The sequence below is a fragment of the Frigoribacterium sp. NPDC087798 genome (assembly GCF_044742985.1).
Taxonomy (GTDB): Bacteria; Actinomycetota; Actinomycetes; order Actinomycetales; family Microbacteriaceae; genus Frigoribacterium.
The window spans coordinates 1,288,840-1,307,273 of the sequence record NZ_JBIUVP010000001.1; the positions used below are offsets into that span (position 1 = coordinate 1,288,840).

Here is an 18,434-nt window from a genome sequence, read left to right on the forward strand (position 1 = left end):
CCTGGCGTCGCCGCGCGCTCCCCGCCGCGCAGTCCACGCACCCACCGAAGGTCCCGATGCTCCCCTCCGTCCCCGCCGTCCGTCGTCTCCCCTCGCGCGCCTCCGGACGGGGCCTGCTCGTCGCGGCGGCCCTCGCAGTCGGCGCGGTCGCCGGCCTGGCCGGCCTCGGTGTCGCCGTCGCCGCCCCGGCGCCCGCACCCGTCGACCCCGCGCCGCTCGTGCTGCGCGACGCCGCCGGCACCGCGATCGTGTCCGGCGACGCACGCGCCGATCCCTCGTTCGCCTCGGCGCTGCTCGCCGCGGGCTGCCCGGCCGACGCCGACGACGCCGCCCGGCTCTCGGTGACGTCGGGAGGCGCGACCGTCGTCACGTCCCCGAGCGTCGCGGTGACCGCGGGGCAGCCGGTCGAGGTGCCGATGGCCATCTCGTTCGAGGAGGTGGTCGCCGCCGGCGTCGAGGAGGGCGGAGCGACGCTCTCGCTGGAGTGCCTCGTCGTCGAGTCCGGCATCCCGTCGACGGTCGTCGTCGCGGCGACGCTGCCCGTGACCTTCGCCGCGGGGACCTGGTCGGTGCCCGGCGCCGAGGTCGACCCGGCTCCGCCGACGGACGACCCGACCGCGCTGCCGACCGACCCCGGCACGGCCCCCTCCCCCGCACCCACGGACGGGGCCGGGGCCGGGGCCGGGGCCGGGACGGGCTCGACGCCGCGACCCTCGGCCACGGCCCGGCCCTCCGCCGACGGAGCCCTCGCCTTCACGGGCGGTCAGGTCGCCGGGGTCGGCGCTCTCGCCGCGGGGCTGCTCGCGGCGGGCACCGCCCTCGTGCTGCGGCGACGGCGGACCACGCCCGTCGCCGGGCCGCCCGCGGAGTAGGGCTACGGCGCGCTCGGCGCCTGCTCGTCCGCGGCGACGTCCTTCTGCACGGCGAACTGCGTGCGGTGCAGTTCTTCGTAGCGGCCGGCCGCGGCCAGCAGTTCCTCGTGGGTGCCGCGCTCTACGATCGAGCCGTCCTCGACCACGAGGATCTGGTCCGCGCTGCGGATGGTGGACAGGCGGTGCGCGATGACGAGGGCGGTCCGCCCCTCGAGCGCCTCGCTGAGGGCCGCCTGCACGGCGGCCTCGGACGTCGAGTCGAGAGCCGCGGTCGCCTCGTCGAGGATGACGACGCGGGGCTGCGCCAGCAGGAGGCGCGCGATGGTCATGCGCTGACGCTCGCCTCCCGAGAGCCGGTAGCCGCGCTCCCCCACCATCGTGTCGAGCTGGTCCGGCAGCGACCGGATGAGGGGCTCGAGCCGCGCGCGGCGGACGGCGTCCCACACCTCGTCGTCGGTCGCGTCCGGCCTCGCGAGGCGCAGGTTGCTGAGGATCGTCTCGTGGAACAGGTGGCCGTCCTGGGTCACCATGCCCAGCGTGTGGCGCATCGAGGCGAAGGTCACGTCACGGACGTCCGTCCCCGCGAGGCGCACGGCGCCGCCGTCGACGTCGTACAGACGCGACATCAGCTGCGCGATCGTGGACTTCCCGGCACCCGACGTGCCCACGAGCGCGACGGTCTGCCCGGGCTCGATCCGGAAGGACACGCCGTGCAGCACCTCCTCGCCACCGCGGGTGTCGAGGGTGGAGACCTCCTCGAGGGAGGCGAGGGACACCTTGTCGGCGGACGGGTACGCGAAGCGGACGTCGTCGAACTCCACGCTCACCGGGCCCTCGGGGACGGAGGCGGCGGTGGGCTTCTCCTGGATCAGCGGTTCGAGGTCCAACACCTCGAAGACGCGCTCGAAGCTCACCACCGCGCTCATGATCTCGACCCGCGCGTTCGCGAGGCCGGTCAGCGGCACGTACAGGCGCGTGAGGAGGAGGGCCAGGGTGACGACCTCCCCGGTGTCGAGCTGGCCGGCGAGCGCGAGGGCGCCGCCCAGTCCGTACACGAGCGCGAGGGCGAGGGCGGATACGAGCGTCAGCGCGGTGACGAAGACGAACTGCAGCAGCGCGGTCCGGACCCCGATGTCGCGGACCCGGGCGGCACGGACGCGGAACTCCTCCGCCTCCTCGTCGGGACGGCCGAACAGCTTGACGAGGGTGGCCCCGGGCGCGGAGAAGCGCTCGGTCATCTGCGTGCTCATCGCGGAGTTGTGGTCGGCGGCCTCGCGGCGCAGCGCGGCCAGGCGGCTGCCCATGCGCCGCGCGGGGACCAGGAAGATCGGCAGCATGACCACGGCGAGGACCGTCACGAGCCAGGACGTGCTGAGCATCACGATCAGCGTGAGGACCAGCGCCACGACGTTCGTGACGACGCCCGACAGGGTGCCGCTGAAGGCCTGTTGGGCGCCGATCACGTCGTTGTTGAGGCGGCTCACGAGGGCGCCCGTCCGGGTGCGGGTGAAGAACGCGATCGGCATCTTCTGCACGTGGTCGAAGACGGCGGTGCGGAGGTCGAGGATCACGCCCTCGCCGATCCGGGCCGAGAACCAGCGCGTCACGAGCGAGACGCCGGCGTCGGCCAGTGCCACGACGGCGATGAGGACGGCGAGCCGCACGATGGACGCGAGTTCGCCCCGCGCGACGATGACGTCGACCACCCGGCCGGCCAGCACGGGCGTCGCGACCGCGAGGACGGCCCCCACCACGGACAGGGCGATGAAGACGACGAGCTTCGACCGGTAGGGCACCGCGAACGTCATGATCCGCCGGACGGACGCGCGCGAGATGCCGTGCCCGCCGTCCCGTGCGGACGAGATCTTGTAGAGCGAGCTCCAGGCCGCGCCTTCCATGCTCATGGTGGTTCCTTCCGTGGGGGCCTGGCCCAATGTAGACGGCGGATCGCCCCGGGCTCGCAGCAGCCGTGCCCGGGCCGGTCCGACGTTGCCCGGGACGGTCGGCAGGAATCCTCGCCGAGGCCGGGCGATGCACGAGGATCGACGTCATGGACACGGACACCCTGGCGTCGACCCCCCGGCTGACCCTCCGCCTGCATCGCGAGGACGATCTGGAGCGACTCCTCGCGATCCACTCACGACCGGACGTCTCGCGGTACCTCCTGGAGGAGCCCTGGACGATCGAGTCAGGACGGGCACAGCTCGATCGGCGCCTGGCTCGGACGGACCTCGCCGAGCCCGTCGGAGCACTCGCCCTCGTCGTCGAACGGGAGGGCCGGCTCATCGGCACGGTGGCGCTGTGGCGCACCGAGTCCGAACCCCGCACGCTCGAGGTCGGATGGACGCTCGATCCCGACCACGGAGGCCAGGGCTTCGCGGGCGAGGCGGTCGCGGCCGCGCTGCGGCTCGCGTTCGCCCGGGACGACGTCCATCGCGTGACCGCGCAGATGGACGGCCGCAACACGGCCTCCGCCCGACTCGCGGCCCGGGTCGGCATGCGGCAGGAGGCGCACCACCGGCAGGACTTCTGGAGCAAGGGCGAATGGACCGACACCCTCGTCTTCGCGATGCTCGCCGACGAGTTCCCCGGGTGACGCGTCGGCCCCGGGGGGACGTGGACGGGCAGACTCGTGCCGAGGAGTCCACCGCGACGGAACGGAGACGGGCATGTTCATGAGGCGCGGCGGATCGACCGAGGGATGGGCGCTCATCGGGTTCGGAGTCGTCGCCTGCCTGTTCTCGGCTCTCGCCCTGTCCGGCGCGTTCGGCTCGGTGCCGGACGGCGGTCGCGCGGGGACGTTGGCCTACCTGGGCATCCCCGTGGGCATCGCGGCGATCGTCGTCGGCATCGTCGGCCTCCGTCGCGACGACCATCGCGCCGGGGACTGACCCCGCGCCTCCGTCGGCGGGCGTTCCGGGACCGCCCGGGTTGCAGGTGCCGCAGCGTCATGTGGTCTGCTCGAAGCACGTCCCGTGTCGTCCCGCGTCGAAAGGCCCGCCATGCATGCCATCCCGGTTCCGCCCCGTCAGGTCCTGATCGGCGACGCCGCGGCGTTCGTCGGCTTGACTCCCCGGGCGATCCGCCACTACCACCAGATGGGCCTGCTCCCCGAGCGCGAGCGGGGCACCGACGGCCGACGGCGGTACGGCTACGCGGAGATCATCCGGCTGCTGTGGATCCGCCGGATGGCCGACGCCGGGATCGCCCTCGACGACATCCGTGACGCCTTCACCGGGGCCGCGCCGGGCGCGGACACCGGCGTGACCGAGACCACGGACGAGGTCGCCGGCGTCCTCGCCCGACTGGAGGACACCCTCGCCGCGCAGGAGGACGAGCTACGCCGGAAGAGGGAGTCGGTCCGGCGCATGCGGATGCTCGGCAGCCGCCTGGGGCTTCTCGACGAGATCGTCTCCACCCGGCTCGAGGCCGCGCCCGAGGGCTCGCTGCGGCAGGACGACCTCGACTCGCTGCTGGTCACCGAGCGCATCTTCGGCCCGTTGGGTGCCGTCCTCCAGGCGAGCCGATTCCTCGTGCTGGCCCTGCACCCCGAGCTGCGTGCCGAGTCCGACCGCGTCGACGCCGCCGAGGAGGCGCTCGACGACTCGGTCGCCGTCGACGACCCCCGGGTGGCACGGGTGGCGGCCGAACGGCACGCCTTCGACATCAGGCTGCTGGGCCTGATCGAGGAGTCGGGCCAGCGGGACGAGGACGACGCGATCTTCGACGCCTGGGACGATCGACACCCCACCGAGGGTGCCGAGGCGGCCCCGGCGCCCGAGACGGCGGCGGGCTCCCGCGCCAGGAGCGCGGCGGACGTCATCCGGAGCATGCCCTACGACTTCTCCCCCGCCCGCCTGCGCTGCATGGAACTGGCCCTCCACCTGGCGGTGGCCGAGACGCCCACGCCCTGAGCGGTCCCCCGAGCCCTTGACCTGTCTTGCACCGCAAGGTAGCTTGTGACGCATGACAGCGGACGTGGGGGCGCAACTGCGCAAGGGGGTCGTCGAGTACTGCATCCTCGGACTGCTCGACCGTGAGCCCATGTACGGCTGGCAGCTCTCCGAGCAGCTCGTCGAGGCGGGTCTCGTCGCGAGCATCGGGACGCTCTACCCCATCCTCGGTCGCCTCCGGGCCCAAGGCCTGGCCACCGCCTTCGACCAGCCGTCCGCGACGGGGCCCGTCCGCAAGTACTACCGGCTCACACCCCTCGGGCGCGACCAGCTCGGCGCCTTCCGCCTCCAGTGGGCTCCGTTCACCGCCTCGGTACACCGACTCATCGGAGAAGACACCCGTGACTGACACCACACCCGAGATCACCACCGCCTACCTCGCGCAGCTCGACACCGAGCTCGACCAACTCCCGGCAGACCTGCACCGGGACATCGTCACCGGCATCCGGGAGGAGCTTGAGGGCCTCGACGCCGAGGCCGCAGCCGCGCGCATCCGGCAACTCGGCGACCCGGCCTTCATCGCCGCCGGGGCGCGCGCCGAGACCGTCGGCGAGGCTCCTCTCACCAGCCCGGACGCGCCTCCTCCCGGTCGGACGTTCTCGATCGTCGCGGTCGTCGTCCTGATCGTCGGCTCGTTCCTGGTGCCGGTCGTCGGTGCGATCGCCGGCCTCCTCTTCGTCAGCCAGGCAAGAGCCTGGAGCCGACGGGAGAAGGCGGCCTCGTGGCTCGCCACAGTGGGTGTGGTCCTCCTCGCCCTCGCGGCCTCGACGGTGATGGCCTCGGCGGGTCTCGGCGGCACCCACCTCGTCGTCCTGGTCGCCTACCTCGTGTTCCCCGTGGTCGGCGTCGTGCTGGCCGTCCGCGCACAGCGCCGGGGCTGGCACGCCTGACGCGGGCTCCTGCTCGTCGCGGGACGCCCCTGAGCCGAGCGCCCGTCGACCGGTCCGCTACCGGGAGCGCGGGAGACGCTCGTCGAGCAGCGTCGCCAGCCGGTCGAGGTCACCACGCACGAGGCGGGCATCGGACTCGACGTCCGCTTCCGACATCCCGTCCCGGCGGAAGAGGGTGAAGACGGCCTCGCTCCCCTGGTCGTTGGCCACGACGCGGAAGGGGTTGCTCACGACCGTCCCGTCCGGCAGGGTCACGTCGTGGTCGAGGATGCCGAGCTCCACCGGCCCGGTGAACGCGACCTCGACGACCCCCATGGGTGAGTCCGTGAGCCACCGCCCCCCTTCGTGACGGATGCCGGCACTCAGACCGGCCGCCCACGCGGGGAGGTTCTCCGGGTCGCCGGCGACGCTCGAGACGGCGGCGACGTCGTGGTCGAACGCGCGCGAGATGTGGACGGCGGGCCAGGTCATGCCGGGAAGCTAGCAGCGTTCCGCCCGACGAGCGACCCCCACGACGCCGGGTCAGCCCCGGCGGCGCGCACCTCGTCGGTAGCCGAGCCATGCCGCCAGGACGAGCAGGCCGACGACGAGGACGACCGCGCCCACGAGACTCGCGGTCGAGAACACGTGCACGCCGTCAGTGGTGAAGGTCGTGTCCGACACGGGGGCGTACGCGAACCACCCGAAGGACACGGGTCGCGCCGACGCGACGGCGAACACGACGACGCCCACGACGGACGCCGCCAGACCGCCACCCAGGACGAGGCGGGAGACCAGGCCGGCACGTTGTGTCATGCCCGGACCATAGCGTGCGCGGTAGGCGGTCGCCAGCGCTCCGATCGAGGCGTAGCCTGCCCCCGTGGACCTCCAGCTGCGCCAGACCGTGCTCGACGCCGAGGACGCCCGCGGTCTCGCGTCCTTCTACTTCGCGCTGGTCGGTGGCATCTACCGCCCCGGGGACGAGCCACCCACGGACGGTTCGGATGATCGGGCCGAGTGGGTGACGTTCCGCACCCCCGAGGGCGTCCGCCTCGCCTTCCAGCGAGTCCCCGAGCTGCCCCGGGTGACCTGGCCCGACGGGCCGGTGCGCCAGCAACTCCACCTCGACTTCATGGTGGCGGACGCCGACGCGCTCGAGCGCCAGCGGTCCCTGGCCGTCTCGCTCGGCGCGACGGTCGTCGACGACCAGAGCGCCGACCCCGACGAGGCCCTCTACGTCTTCGCCGATCCGGAAGGGCACCCGTTCTGCATCTTCGTCGCGAGCGGAGTCGGAGACCCGACCGCCTGGTGACCGGCGTCGCGCCGGTCCCTGCACGCACCCTCCGGACGTGGAGCCCCGCGGGCTAGGCCAGACGTGGCGCCCCGCGGGCTAGGCGCGACTCGGCGGTCTCGCCGCCCTCGTCCTCGACGGCTCGGGACGGTCGGTGGCCCAGTCGACGTGCGTGCCGGTCACGCCGGGCAGGTGGGTCGCCGGGTCGTGATCGGGCTCTGCCTCGGGGTAGAGGCCCCGGCCTGACGACGCACTGGCGTAGAGCGCCGCGAGCCAGGTGGGGTTGATCTCGACCGTGCGGCTGCCGGCGAACTTGAACCGGAGGCTGATCTGGGGCGAGAGCCAGACGGTCGACCGGCCGTCGCCGGTCTCGATCGGTTCCTTCCACGAGAACATGAACGACTCGTTCTGGCGGAACTTGTTCACGATGACGATCTGGAGGTGGGCGAGGAGACGGTCCTCGACCTTGAACTCGAGGACGTCGCCGTCGTAGACGATGTATCCCATGGCTGCTCCGAGACGGAGAACGCCCGACGGTGCTGACAGCAGGGTCTGGGCTGTGGTGGTGTGCGGATCTCACTGCGCACTGCGCCGGCCGTCTTTGCGACGCCACATGTGGTGACGAGACCACATCGGTGATGCGTCCGCTCGGCTCTCCTCGAGACCTGACACTAGACCGCCGACGAGGAAGGGCGACAGGGTCCCGACCCGAACGGGACCCTGTCGCCGGCAGCTCGCACCGGACCCGACCGGTGCCAGCGCACGCCTTGAGGACCTGAACCACCCTCAAGACAGGCCCAGCCTGCGCCTGCGCCCGCGATGCCCGACAGATCTGGACTTAAGCCGAACGCTTTGCTACCAGCGGGCGCGGTGGGCGTTGCGGCGGCGTCGACGTCCCCGAGCACGCAGCCACGGCCGGACTTAGGGTCGTGTCATGAGTTGTGATCCGGATGTCATCCAGGCGTTGGCCTCGAGCGGCGCCGCGGGCCTGGTCATGGATTTCGACGGCGTGCTCTCCCCCATCACCGACGATCCGACCCTCAGCGAACTCCTGCCGGGCACGACGGATCTCCTCGAGGGCCTGGCCGGACGACTGAGGACGGTGGCACTGCTCTCGGGGCGGCCTGCGGACTTCCTCGCCGAGCGCGCCACGGTCCCGGGTGTCGATCTGTACGGTTCGTACGGCCTCGAACGGTGGACACCCCAGGGCGTCGAGGTCCTGCCCGAGGCCCGGACATGGCGGGAGGCCGTGACCGCGGCCACGAACGAACTCCACCGTCGGTTGGACGACGTCCACGGCATCTACGTGGAGGACAAGTCCCTCGCCGTGGCGGTCCATTGGAGGCGCGCACCCGATCAGCGGGCCGCAGAGGAGATGATCGCGCCGCTGATCGAATCCGCCGTGAGGACGCACGGCCTCCGACGGGAGCCCGGCAAGTGCGTCGAAGAGCTACGGATGCCGTTGGAGGAGGACAAGGGCACGGCGCTGGAGCGGATCATCCGATCGAACGTACTGGGCGTCGTGGCCTACGCGGGTGACGACCGTGGCGATCTCCCGGCGTTCGCGGTGGCCTCGAGCACCGGTGGCCACCCTCTGGTCGTGGACGCCGCCGACACCGCACCCGAGGTCCTCCGTGTGCGCGGGGTCCACTTCGACGGCCCGGCGCAGTTCCAGGAGTGGCTGCGGCGCCTCGACCGGGCGCTGACCTGACAGGACGTCGCGCCTCGCCGCCCGCCCCTCCTGACCCGGGTGATCGAGGAGCTGCGTCACACGGAGTCCGCTTCGTCTCTACTGTTCACCCCGAGGACGAGACTCGTTCCCGCGAAAGGAACGAGCGATGAGCGAACGACGTCGGCGAGAACTGGGCGAGTCGGACGAACCCCTCGAGGACGAACTCGACGAATCGTTCGACGCGACCGTGGAAGAAGGCGCCGAGCGACTGCACCGCACCCTCCGCACCACGCTCATCACGGGCTTCTTCGGAGGCCTCGAGGTCGGCCTGGGCATCATGGCGATGCTCGCCGTCCTGACCGAGACGGGCAGCCACCTCCTGGCGGGCCTGGCGTTCAGCATCGGGTTCCTCGCGCTGCTCCTGGCGCACTCGGAGCTCTTCACCGAGAACTTCCTCCTGCCGATCGCCGCACTCGCGGCGAAGGAGGGCACGTTCCTGCAACTCCTCAAGCTCTGGGGCGCCACGTTGGTCGCCAACCTGGCCGGCGGGTGGATCTTCATGTGGCTCGTCGTCCAGGCCTTCCCCGAATGGCACACGACCCTCGACGAGTCGGCCCACCACTTCGTGGACGCTCCGTTCTCCCTGCAGACCGTGATCCTGGCCGTCCTGGGTGGCAGCACGATCACGCTGATGACCCGCATGCAGCACGGAACCACCTCCGAGCCCGCGAAGATCGCGGCGGCCGTCGCCGGGGCCTTCCTCCTGGCCGGCTTGCAGCTGTTCCACTCGATCCTCGACTCGCTCCTCATCTTCGGGGCCATCCAGGCGGGCAGCGACGTCAGCTACGCCCAGTGGGCGGGGTGGTTCGGCTACACGCTGCTCTTCAACATCCTCGGCGGGCTCGTCCTCGTCACCTCCCTGCGGCTGCTCCGCACGAAGGAGCTCTTCTCGAAGGCGCGGGACGAGAACGAGTGAGGAGGCGCGGGAGCGGTCCGCCCTCGGCCGGACCTGGCCGTCGCACCAGACCGTGACGGCACACTCGACCGTCGCCGCACCTCCTTGATCCCTCTTGGCACTCGACGTACGGTGAAAGTGCCGATGACGTCGAGGGAGCGAGCATGGACGAGGACACGGAACAGCCGAGAGGTCGGCTCCGACTGCAGCGGCCGACGTTTCGAGGCTCCTCCGTCGGCTGGGGCATCGGAGCGGTCTTCTGGCTCGTCGGCGCGGTCCAGGCCCTGGTCCGGGTGGTGCAGGACGGAGGCACGTCCGTCGTCGGCGCCCTGGTCCTGGTCGGCCTGACCGCCCTGGCGGTGGTCTGCGTCATCGGCACGGTGGCGACGATCCGGCATCCCCGTCCGGCGCCGCCCGCCACGGACGCCTGACCGGTTCCCCTGGTCGGCGGTGGACCCACGGATGACGCCCGAGTCGGCCGATGAACCCCGTTCACGACGATGAACCCCGATCTTTCGGGGTTCGTCGTCGTGAACGGGGTTCATCGGGCCGCCGGCGAGCGGCGCACCGGGCGCCGTCGCACCGGTCAGCGCGCGGCGAGCGCCTCGACCGGGGTGACCGACGTGGCACGACGGGCCGGGACGAGGGCGGCGACCCCGGCCAGCACGGCGGCCGTCACGGCCAGGCCGAGCAGCAACGGGACGGGCAGCGTCGGCGCGATCAGCAGGCCCTGGTTCGCCGAACCGAGCAGCGCCTGGGCTCCGGCCCAGCCGTAGACGACGCCGAGCACGACCCCGACGACGATCGCCGTCAGCGCCATCTGCGTCGCCTCGAGCAGGATCATGCGGCGCACCTGACCCGCGGTCGAGCCGATCGCGCGCAGCAGACCCAGCTCGCGCCTCCGTTGCATGACGCTCAGCGACATGTCGTTGACCATGCCGACGGCGGCGATCACGGCCGAGAAGCCGACGAGGGCGGCGACGATCAGCAGCGTCGTGGTGAACACCTGGTCGAGCTCGGCGGCGTACGACGGGTCCTGTTCGATCGAGTAGATGAAGCTGCGCAGCGTCTCGAGCGCGACCGACAGGGTCGTGACCAGGGTCACGCCGATCACGATGCCGATCGTGGCGCGCGTGCTGCGCTCGGGCTGACGCACCGCGTTCTCGGCGGCGAGGCGGGCCACCTGGCTCGTGCCGAAGGTCCGGCCGACGGCGCTCAGCACGGCAGGCATCAGCGCGTGGGCGCCGACGACGACCCCGGTGAACGACAGCACGCCACCGAAGAACGCGATCAGCACGCCCATCGCGTCGACCAGCCCGACCACGACCCCGGCGACGAGCAGCAGACCACCGCCGACGACGAGGAGCGCGGCGACGACCGTCCGGACGAGGCGACGGCTCCGGCCCGCGACGGGGGCGTCCTGCGCGGCGTCGGTCGCCTGCAGCGGCGTCACCTGCAGCACGCGACGGGAGCCGACCCAGGCCGCGGCGACCGTGGTCAGCACGACGGCGACGGCCGGGACGAGACCGCCCACCGAGAAGTACGAGTACGCGAGGTCGGGCAACTGTCCGCGACCGACGAGCACCCGCACGGCGACGACGACGAGGGCGAGCCCCACGAGCGTCCCGAGCACGGCCCCGGCGACCCCGACCACGAGACCCTCGCGGGCGACGGCCCGACGCTGGTCCCGTGCGGACGAGCCGAGCAGGCGCATCAGGGCGATCGTCGGCGTCCGGCCGGCGACCACGGTGGCGAAGGTGTTGGCCGTGACGATCGCCCCGACGTAGAGCGCGAGGCCGACGAAGACCGCGGCGACGAAGCCGAGCATCGTCGAGACCGTGCCGCTCGCGGCGACTGCGGCGTCGGAGGCGACGATCTGCTCGAGCACGTGGGTGACGCCGAGCAGGCCGACGCCGAAGGTCGTGCCGAGAGCGGCCACGAGGATGCTCGGACGGTGCTCGAGCAGCTGGTCGCGGGCGCTCACGCGACACGCTCCAGGTCGAGCATGACGCCCGAGATCTCGGCCGCGCTGCTGCGGTCGATCTCGTGCACGATGCGGCCGTCGGCGAGGAACACCACGCGGTCGGCGTAGCTCGCCGCGACCGGGTCGTGGGTGACCATCGCGATGCTCTGGCCGTGGTCCGTCGACGCGGTGCGCAGCACGTCGAGCACGTCGCGGCCGGCCTTCGAGTCGAGGTTGCCGGTGGGCTCGTCGGCGAAGATCAGGTCGGGCCGGGTCGCCAGGGCACGGGCGATCGCGACGCGCTGCTGCTGCCCGCCCGACAGCTGGTGGGGCCGGTGGGTCAGCCGGGCACCGAGGCCGAGCGTGGCGACGAGCCAGTCGATCCAGGCGCGCTCGTCGGCCGTGGCCCGACGCCCGTCGAGACGGAACGGCAACTCGATGTTGGCCGACACGTCGAGGGTGGGCACGAGGTTGAACGCCTGGAAGACGAAGCCGATGCGGCGACGACGCAGCAGCGTCAGCTCGGTGTCGTCGAGGCCGGTGATGTCGGTGTCGCCGAGCAGCACCCGGCCCGAGGTGGCCGAGTCGAGGCCGGCGGTGATGTGCATCAGGGTCGACTTGCCCGAGCCGCTCGGGCCCATGACGGCCGTGAACCGGCCGGCCGGCAGGTCGAGCGAGACGTCGCGCAGCGCGTCGACGCGGCCGTCGCCCTGGCCGAAGGACTTCGTGACGTTCCGGACGCGGGCGACGGGGACCGCGCCTCCTCGGGTCGGCTCGTCGGTACGGGGAGACGGGACGGGCTGGGGCTGGGGAGTGGGGGTCATCGTGATCTTCCTGTGCGGGTCGTGGTCGGTGGTGAGGTCAGTGGCGCAGCGTGGCGTTGCCGTCGCCGCCGGGCACCGCGTCGTCGCCGGGCACCGCGTCGACGGTGGTCCAGCTGGCCCAACGCCCGTCGACCTCGGCGACGACGCGGCCGTCACCACAGCTGACGAGCCCCGAGGTCGGCAACGGCTCGGGCAGCGTCGCGGGGTCGAGGGCCGGGCCGCCGAGGTCGCCGTCGACGGGGACGCAGGCGGCGAGGTCGGGGCCGGTCTCGGAGGTGAACGAGAGTTCGTAGCCGGGCTCCTGCGTGTCGAGGCGCACGTCGAGGTCGCGGGCGTCGGCCGGCACCCAGGCCGGCAGGAACCAGGCGACGTCGGTCGAGTCGGCCGTGCTCGGGGCGTCGGCGGCGGTGTCGAAGTGGCGCTGCTGCACCTGCTCCGCACCGAGCGCGCTCTTCGCCGCGTCGACGGCCCCCGAGCACCCCGTGAGCGTGACGACGGCGAGCGCGGCGACGCCGAGACCGGCCGTGAGGGCGCCGCGGCGGCGGGTGGTGGGGGACGAGGAGGCGCGGGTCGCGATGGTCGCGGAGGTCGTGTCGTTCATGTCTACGATCCTCGCCGCGGGGCCCGGTACCGGAACATCACGTGCACCCACGGACCCGCGCGGGGGTTATCCCCCGGTGGCCCCCACTCCGTCCACAGCGGGAGTCGGTCGTACCGGTCGGTGCCGTAGGGTCGAGAGCAGGTCCGGCACGCAGACGTCCGGGCGGACGACGGACGGGGCACTCCCCTCCGGGAACGAGGGGGACATCGTGACCGACCACCGAGGCCTCGGCCAGGGCGTCACCGGCGCGGGGGCGACCCCGGTCGAACCACGGATCGCCTTCACGGCGACGCCGTTCGTCACCGCGATCGCCCTCTCGCCGATCATCGCGATGGGCCTCGTGGTGGTGACCATGCGGCGCGCCCTCGAACTGGCCGTCCCGGGCCGGACGGGCGTCGACGCCGGTGACCTGGGCGTCGTGCAGATCGCCTCGTTCGTGCTCTGGATCGGCATCGTGTTGCTCGCCTGGCTCGACCACCGCACGCTGCGCTCCCGCGGGCTGGAGCGACCCTTCTCCTGGGCGTGGGCCCTGCTCGGCCCGCTCGTCTACCTGATCGGCCGCAGCGTCGTCGTGCGCCGCCGGGTCGGTGGCAGCGCCGCGCCGCTCTGGCTCTACCTCGGGCTGACCGTGCTCGGGTCGATCATCGCCGTGATCGTCGTCGTCTCGTCGGGGGTGCCGACGCCGTGAGCGTCGTGGAGGTCAGCACCGTCGTCGTCGTCGGCCTGATCGTCGCCGTCGGCGTCGTGGCCGCCGTCGGCGTCGTCCGGCGCGGACGACGTGACCGGGCGATCGCCGCCCGCCTCGACGCCACCGACCCCGGGGCCGGGGTCCGTGCCCAGGCCGAGGCGGAACGCCGACACGAGGCCCCTCGAGGCGAGGCGGGCGGCATGTCCCGTTCGGCCGGCGGCAAGAACTCGGCCTGACCCGCGTCGAGCTGGGAGCACGATCGCCGACGGAGGCGTAGCGTCACACGGGTCGAAGGCGTTTTCTTGCGTCTTCATTGGCCGGTGTTGCTTGCATCCCTGCCCGTGAAGCTCATGCGACAACATCGGCATCTGGGGCACGGCTACGGACTCTTCCGCGGCCGTGCCCCTCTCTCGTGCCCGGGCGGGCCGCAGGTGCGGCCGACGCAAGGAGGCGTGGTGCGAGACCTCTTCGCACCGCGCCTCCTTCATGGACGGTTCATCGGAGGCGCAGGGCCGGCGCATCGGGACGGGCTCCAGGATGACGGTGATCCCATCCGAGGCGACCAGCCCCGAGCCGAGAGCGTGACCATGAGCGACCCCCGCCCGACCCGCATCCCCGAACCCGACCGCACGCCCGAGGGCCCTGCCTACGAGGGCCGACTGCTCGACCGCGTCGACGACGAGGTCGTCGACCAGGGCGTCGCCTTCGACCTGCGGACGCTCGTCTCGCGCCGCAGCGTGCTGAGCCTGATCGGGCTCGGCGCGGGCAGCGTCGTGCTCGCCGCCTGCACGTCGGCCACGGGGGCGGGCGGGACCGGCGCCTCCTCGACCGCCACGGCGTCGCCGAGCCCGAGCGCCTCCGCGGGCGCGGCCACCACGCTGCCGGCGGGCGAGATCCCCGACGAGACCGCCGGGCCCTACCCGGGCGACGGCTCGAACGGAGCCGACGTGCTCGAGCGGTCGGGCATCGTGCGCAGCGACATCCGATCGAGCCTCGACGGTGGCACCACCGCGGCGGGGGTGCCGATCACGCTGAGCATGACGGTGCTCGACATGGCGAACGGCGACGTGCCGTTCGCCGACGTCGCCGTCTACGTCTGGCACTGCGACGCGGCCGGCGGGTACTCGATGTACTCGGACGGCATCACGGGCGAGACCTACCTGCGCGGAGTGCAGGTCGCCGACGCCTCCGGCACGGTGACCTTCTCGTCGGTCTTCCCGGCCTGCTACTCGGGGCGATGGCCGCACATCCACTTCGAGGTCTACCCCGACGTGGGGTCGATCACCGATTCGACGAACGCGATCGCGACGTCCCAGCTCGCCCTGCCCGAGGCCGCGTGCCGGACGGTCTACGCGCTCTCGGACTACGACGGTTCGACGGCCAACCTCGGGCGGGTCAGCCTCGACGACGACAACGTCTTCAGCGACGACAGCGGGGCACTCCAGCTGCCGACGGTGACGGGCGACGCGACGTCGGGCTACGCGCTGGCGCTGACCGTCCGCGTCGACACGGGCACGACGCCGACGGCAGGTGCCGCACCCGGTGGCGGCGGCGCCCCCGGCTCGCGCTGAGCCGCCGAGACCTCATGGCGACGGAAGGAGGCGCGGTGCGAGACCTCCTCGCACCGCGCCTCCTCGGGTCGTCGCCTACCGGTACACGCGCACGTAGTCGACCTTCATCTGCTGCGGCAGCGGTGTGCTGCCGTCGGGGTAGCCGGGCCAGGCACCTCCGACCGCGACGTTGAGGATGATGAAGAAGGGCTTGTCGAAGACCCACGGGTCGCCGCCCGTGCTGGCCGGCGTGACCTGGTGGTAGACCTGCCCGTCGACCGACCAGGTGATCGAGCCGGGTGCCCAGTCGACCGCGAAGGTGTGGAAGTCGTCGGCGATCGACCACCCCTGCGGGTGCTGCCACGTGCTGGTCAGGCCCTCACCGCCCGAGTAGCCGGGGCCGTGCACGGTGCCGTGCACGCGGTGCGGCTCGAAGCCGACGTTCTCCATGATGTCGATCTCGCCCGCGCTCGGCCACGCGTTCGTGGGCAGGTCGGCCCCGAGCATCCAGAAGGCCGGCCAGATGCCCTGGCCGCGCGGGATCTGGATGCGCGCCTCGACCCGGCCGTACTGCGCCGTGTACTTGTCCTGCGTGGTCAGCCGGGCCGAGGTGTACGACCCGTCGCCCTCGCGCTTCGCGGTGATCACGAGGTTGCCGTTGCCGTCCAGGGCCGAGTTCGACCGCGAGTTCGTGTAGTTCTGCAGCTCGCCGTTGCCCCAGCCGCCCCCGCCGGTCTCGAGGTTCCAGACCGAGGGGTCGGGGGCACTGCCCGCGCCGCCGTCGAACTCCTGGGACCAGACGATCGCCTGCTGGGCGGAGGTCTCGGCCCAGGCCGGGGCGGGCGTGGCGGCGACCGTGGTCGCGGCGAGCGCTGCGGCGGCGGCCAGACCGACGCCGGTCAGGGTGCGACGCGTCAGGGTGCTTTTCGTCAGGTGCTGGTCGGTCCTCATCGTGTCTCCGCTCGTCGTCGTGCGTCGGTGCGTGTCCGTGCGTCGGTTCGTGTCCGTGCGTCGGTTCGTGTCGTCAGGGCGTCCGGTCACGGGTACGTCACCACCCGGCTCGGGACGGTGTTGCCCGCGGGCGTCGGCACCGAGTCGCCGACGCCGTTGATGACGCTCGAGATCGTGCCGACGTCACCGAGCGAGACCGTGAACACCCCGTGGGCCTTCACGCCCGGCACCCGGGGCACCTCGAAGGCCTGCGCCAGGCGCACCTGCGGGTTCGCGTTGAAGAACGAGTACACGCCGCCACCCCAGATCTCGTGGCTCGTCACGCCGTCCGCGACCTTGTACGCCGCCCAGCCCTCGCCGGTCGGGCCCTGCCACGAGGCGTTGTCGGGCACGTCGTACGGCAGCTCGTTCTGGAAGAACACCGTGCGGCCGCGCTCGCCGTTCCACACCACCTGGTACTGCTGGTAGTGCTCGACGAACAGGCCGGTGGCCAGGACGTCGTCGCCGTTCACCTCGACGCCGGTCGCGCCGCGGTTGACCGTCCAGCCCGTGGGGGCGCCGCCGTGGTCGGCACGCCAGGCCCAGATGTGGTCGATGATCGTGTCGTCCGAGTTCACCTGCAACGTGGTGGTCGCGTTGCCCTGGATGCTCGAGCCGACGCGGAAGTACACGTCCTGCACGCTCTGCGGGTTCGCCGCGTGGTCGACGTGCGAGCCCGTCGTGCCGAGTCGCATCAGCTGGTCGCTGTTCTGCGTGCCGGCGTCGACGACGAGCCCCGAGACGTTCACCCCGGCGACGTCGGCCGTGGTCAGCACCGCGTCGCCGCTGGTCGGGACGAGCGTCGGGAACCCGATGCCCGTGACGACGGTGTCGGCCCGCGTGACCTCGATCGCCTGGTCGAGCGGATAGGTGCCCGGCGTGAAGAACAGGTTCAGGCCCTGCGCCAGGGCACCGTTGATCGTCGCGGCCGAGTCGCCCGGGTGCGCGACGAAGAAGTCGCGCATCGGCAGGTCGGTGCCGGGGGTGCCGGGCCAGGTGACCCCGGCCGAGTCCCGCTGCAGCGCGGGGACGAACACGTGGTAGTCCCCCGCGTCGTCGACGTAGAGGTACGGCTTCTCGCGCGTGACCGGGGTCGTGGCGAGGGTCGTGTAGCTCTTCGAGAAGTCGTTCGCGGGCGCGCCCTGCACGCCCGAGAAGGTCATGTTCCAGTTGCCGCCCTGCCACGAGCCGAGGGTCGAGTTGCGCGTGTACCACTGCTGCTGCGACCCCGAGCTGACGGTGCCGTCGACCTTGCTGTCGGCGATGTAGCCGCCCGACGAGTAGCCCTGTCCGCCGTCCTGGTTCGACGGCCCCATCGTCAGGTCGCCCCTGATGTGGACGCGACGCATGGGTGCGGCCTGCGACACGGCCCAGCGGTCGACGCCCGACTCCGGCTCGACGGCGAGGTTCTCGACCGACCGCCAGAAGTTCTGGGTGGCGTTCTTCTCGTCGCCGGCGTTCCACCCGGAGTCGACGTTGACCGCGCCCCGGATCGTGACGTCGTCGGGGTCCTTGCCGAGCCCCTGCAGCGCCGTGTAGAAGCCCAGGTTCGCGAAGACCCGGCCGTAGGTGCCGGGCTCGAACAGGAAGGCGTGGCGCTGGCCGCCGAACTGCGCCGTCGGGTTGCGCAGCTGCGCGTCGAAGGCCGCGTCGATGTCGGCCTGGATCGTCGAGGCCGGCACGCTCGGGTCGTACACGGTCACGTTCGGGCCGAAGTCCGGCCGGTCGCTGGTGGTCACGGTCGGTGCCGACTGCGCGGCGAGCGCGGGCACCACCGCCCCCACGACGCTCGCGGCGACCCCCGCCGCGATCAGAGTCCTCATCCGTCTGTGCATGATCTTCTCGTCTCCGGTGGCGTCTTTGCCACCCGTTCGGACCGTACGCCCGCCTCGACGACGAAACAAGACCCCCCTGTCCAGTACGCGAACGGGGGGTGCGGGAAAAGTGCGGAGACTGCAGGAGGCGGGGGGGGGGGGGGGGCCCCCCCCCCCCCCCCCCCCGGGGGGGGGGGGGCGGGCCCCGGGGGGGGGGGGGGTGCGCGGGGGGGGGGGGGGGGGGGGGGGGGGGGGGCGCCCGCCCCCCCCCCCCCCCCCCCCGCCCCCCCCCCCCCGCGGCGGGGGGGGGGGGGGGGGGCCCCCGCCCCCGGGGGGGCCGGGGGGGGGGGGCCCCCCCCCCCCCCCCCCCCCCCCCCCCCTCCTCGGGTCCT

The 18,434-nt window shown here is 72.6% G+C and carries 22 protein-coding genes; 13 read left to right on the forward strand and 9 right to left on the reverse strand.

Annotated elements, in window-relative coordinates:
- Positions 1 to 56 precede the first annotated feature (56 nt).
- Positions 57 to 872: a hypothetical protein gene (locus ACIOSR_RS05995; RefSeq protein WP_402752091.1), complete on the forward strand. Its 816-nt coding sequence runs from the start codon at positions 57 to 59 to the stop codon at positions 870 to 872.
- 2 nt (positions 873 to 874) lie between these two features.
- On the opposite strand, the gene ACIOSR_RS06000 is transcribed toward ACIOSR_RS05995, so the two are convergent.
- Positions 875 to 2,776, reverse strand: coding sequence for an ABC transporter ATP-binding protein (locus ACIOSR_RS06000; protein ID WP_402752092.1), 1,902 nt, complete (start codon positions 2,774 to 2,776; stop codon positions 875 to 877).
- A gap of 146 nt (positions 2,777 to 2,922) precedes the next feature.
- On the opposite strand from ACIOSR_RS06000, the gene ACIOSR_RS06005 reads away from it, so the two are divergent.
- From ACIOSR_RS06005 to ACIOSR_RS06025, 5 genes are all read left to right on the forward strand, one after another.
- Entirely contained in the window at positions 2,923 to 3,468 is a 546-nt protein-coding gene (locus ACIOSR_RS06005; protein WP_402752093.1) for a GNAT family N-acetyltransferase, read from the forward strand.
- Positions 3,469 to 3,541: 73 nt separating this feature from the next.
- Complete coding sequence (locus ACIOSR_RS06010) at positions 3,542 to 3,763, forward strand: hypothetical protein (RefSeq protein ID WP_056047020.1); 222 nt, start codon at positions 3,542 to 3,544, stop codon at positions 3,761 to 3,763.
- A gap of 111 nt (positions 3,764 to 3,874) precedes the next feature.
- Positions 3,875 to 4,786, forward strand: coding sequence for a MerR family transcriptional regulator (locus tag ACIOSR_RS06015; RefSeq protein WP_173151731.1), 912 nt, complete (start codon positions 3,875 to 3,877; stop codon positions 4,784 to 4,786).
- A 52-nt stretch (positions 4,787 to 4,838) separates the two neighbouring features.
- Positions 4,839 to 5,174 (forward strand): PadR family transcriptional regulator, encoded by a 336-nt coding sequence (locus ACIOSR_RS06020; RefSeq protein WP_056047026.1) that lies wholly within the window; start codon positions 4,839 to 4,841, stop codon positions 5,172 to 5,174.
- Entirely contained in the window at positions 5,167 to 5,715 is a 549-nt protein-coding gene (locus tag ACIOSR_RS06025; RefSeq protein ID WP_192124285.1) for an HAAS signaling domain-containing protein, read from the forward strand. Before ACIOSR_RS06020 ends, ACIOSR_RS06025 begins: the two co-directional genes overlap by 8 nt.
- Before the next feature lie 57 nt (positions 5,716 to 5,772).
- Here the strand turns inward: ACIOSR_RS06025 and ACIOSR_RS06030 are convergent, their stop codons facing one another.
- Together ACIOSR_RS06030 and ACIOSR_RS06035 are read right to left on the reverse strand one after the other, a co-directional pair.
- Positions 5,773 to 6,186 carry an SRPBCC family protein gene (locus ACIOSR_RS06030; RefSeq protein WP_173151735.1) on the reverse strand — a complete coding sequence of 138 codons (414 nt, stop codon included), beginning with the start codon at positions 6,184 to 6,186 and terminating at the stop codon, positions 5,773 to 5,775.
- A 51-nt stretch (positions 6,187 to 6,237) separates the two neighbouring features.
- On the reverse strand, positions 6,238 to 6,510 hold the full coding sequence (locus ACIOSR_RS06035) for a hypothetical protein (RefSeq protein ID WP_402752094.1): 273 nt from the start codon (positions 6,508 to 6,510) through the stop codon (positions 6,238 to 6,240).
- Positions 6,511 to 6,574: 64 nt separating this feature from the next.
- Between ACIOSR_RS06035 and ACIOSR_RS06040 the strand changes: the two genes are divergently transcribed.
- A complete protein-coding gene (locus ACIOSR_RS06040) occupies positions 6,575 to 7,006 on the forward strand; it encodes a VOC family protein (protein WP_173151739.1) in 432 nt (143 codons plus the stop codon).
- Between the two features lie 78 nt (positions 7,007 to 7,084).
- Here ACIOSR_RS06040 and ACIOSR_RS06045 read toward each other — a convergent pair whose 3' ends face one another.
- Entirely contained in the window at positions 7,085 to 7,492 is a 408-nt protein-coding gene (locus ACIOSR_RS06045; protein ID WP_192124281.1) for an ATP-dependent DNA ligase, read from the reverse strand.
- A 427-nt stretch (positions 7,493 to 7,919) separates the two neighbouring features.
- Here ACIOSR_RS06045 and otsB point away from each other — a divergent pair, with 427 nt between their 5' ends.
- The 3 genes from otsB (at position 7,920) to ACIOSR_RS06060 (ending at position 10,043) form a co-directional block, all read left to right on the forward strand.
- Entirely contained in the window at positions 7,920 to 8,696 is a 777-nt protein-coding gene (otsB, locus tag ACIOSR_RS06050; RefSeq protein ID WP_402752095.1) for a trehalose-phosphatase, read from the forward strand.
- A 127-nt stretch (positions 8,697 to 8,823) separates the two neighbouring features.
- Positions 8,824 to 9,633 carry a formate/nitrite transporter family protein gene (locus tag ACIOSR_RS06055; protein WP_159825328.1) on the forward strand — a complete coding sequence of 270 codons (810 nt, stop codon included), beginning with the start codon at positions 8,824 to 8,826 and terminating at the stop codon, positions 9,631 to 9,633.
- Between the two features lie 143 nt (positions 9,634 to 9,776).
- On the forward strand, positions 9,777 to 10,043 hold the full coding sequence (locus ACIOSR_RS06060) for a hypothetical protein (protein ID WP_192124279.1): 267 nt from the start codon (positions 9,777 to 9,779) through the stop codon (positions 10,041 to 10,043).
- Positions 10,044 to 10,198: 155 nt separating this feature from the next.
- Here the strand turns inward: ACIOSR_RS06060 and ACIOSR_RS06065 are convergent, their stop codons facing one another.
- The 3 genes from ACIOSR_RS06065 to ACIOSR_RS06075 are packed head-to-tail and all read right to left on the reverse strand — an operon-like array spanning position 10,199 to position 13,000.
- Complete coding sequence (locus tag ACIOSR_RS06065; protein WP_402752096.1) at positions 10,199 to 11,596, reverse strand: FtsX-like permease family protein; 1,398 nt, start codon at positions 11,594 to 11,596, stop codon at positions 10,199 to 10,201.
- Entirely contained in the window at positions 11,593 to 12,399 is an 807-nt protein-coding gene (locus ACIOSR_RS06070; RefSeq protein WP_402752097.1) for an ABC transporter ATP-binding protein, read from the reverse strand. The genes ACIOSR_RS06065 and ACIOSR_RS06070 overlap by 4 nt, the downstream gene beginning before the upstream one ends.
- 37 nt (positions 12,400 to 12,436) lie before the next feature.
- A complete protein-coding gene (locus ACIOSR_RS06075; RefSeq protein WP_402752098.1) occupies positions 12,437 to 13,000 on the reverse strand; it encodes a hypothetical protein in 564 nt (187 codons plus the stop codon).
- 208 nt (positions 13,001 to 13,208) lie between these two features.
- On the opposite strand from ACIOSR_RS06075, the gene ACIOSR_RS06080 reads away from it, so the two are divergent.
- The 3 genes from ACIOSR_RS06080 (at position 13,209) to ACIOSR_RS06090 (ending at position 15,259) form a co-directional block, all read left to right on the forward strand.
- A complete protein-coding gene (locus tag ACIOSR_RS06080; protein ID WP_402752099.1) occupies positions 13,209 to 13,688 on the forward strand; it encodes a hypothetical protein in 480 nt (159 codons plus the stop codon).
- Complete coding sequence (locus ACIOSR_RS06085; protein WP_056047051.1) at positions 13,685 to 13,924, forward strand: hypothetical protein; 240 nt, start codon at positions 13,685 to 13,687, stop codon at positions 13,922 to 13,924. The genes ACIOSR_RS06080 and ACIOSR_RS06085 overlap by 4 nt, the downstream gene beginning before the upstream one ends.
- A gap of 351 nt (positions 13,925 to 14,275) precedes the next feature.
- The gene (locus tag ACIOSR_RS06090; protein ID WP_402752100.1) at positions 14,276 to 15,259 is read left to right on the forward strand and encodes an intradiol ring-cleavage dioxygenase; all 984 of its coding nucleotides are present in this window, start codon (positions 14,276 to 14,278) and stop codon (positions 15,257 to 15,259) included.
- 75 nt (positions 15,260 to 15,334) lie between these two features.
- Here ACIOSR_RS06090 and ACIOSR_RS06095 read toward each other — a convergent pair whose 3' ends face one another.
- Together ACIOSR_RS06095 and ACIOSR_RS06100 are read right to left on the reverse strand one after the other, a co-directional pair.
- Positions 15,335 to 16,189, reverse strand: coding sequence for a family 16 glycosylhydrolase (locus tag ACIOSR_RS06095; RefSeq protein WP_402752101.1), 855 nt, complete (start codon positions 16,187 to 16,189; stop codon positions 15,335 to 15,337).
- Between the two features lie 86 nt (positions 16,190 to 16,275).
- Positions 16,276 to 18,051, reverse strand: a complete 1,776-nt coding sequence (locus tag ACIOSR_RS06100; RefSeq protein WP_402752102.1) for a hypothetical protein — start codon at positions 18,049 to 18,051, stop codon at positions 16,276 to 16,278.
- Positions 18,052 to 18,434: the final 383 nt, after the last annotated feature.